Source organism: Mycobacterium sp. ABE4_509 (genome assembly GCF_056160785.1).
This window is the reverse complement of sequence record NZ_JBSWXU010000362.1, coordinates 1-294: the sequence shown is the minus strand read 5'-3', so window position 1 is coordinate 294 and position 294 is coordinate 1. Positions and strand designations below refer to the sequence as shown.

Below are 294 nucleotides of genomic sequence, written 5' to 3'. Positions count from 1 at the left end.
CCAGCACCAGGTTCAGCGCCACCGACACCGGCTCGGTGACCGCGGTACCGGTGACGCGTTGGTAGAGGGTGTCGGCCATGACCTGCCCGCGCGAGCGACCATCGAAGGTGGTCTCGGCTTCGCGTTTGAGGGCGGCATACACCCCGACCCCCTGGGCCACCGGCAGCAGCGCGGTCACATAGACCATGGTGTCGGGAGCCGGACGGATACTCACACACCGATCGGCGGCGGCCTTGGCGGCCCGGTCGACGACCGCGGCGGCGTCCAGGCGCGCGGCGATCTTCTTGGCCTCGG

Annotated in this window: 1 pseudogene; it reads right to left on the bottom strand. The window is 70.7% G+C overall.

The window, feature by feature from the left end:
- Positions 1-294 (bottom strand): annotated as a pseudogene (locus tag ACXAID_RS28490) (HNH endonuclease); the annotation flags it as partial.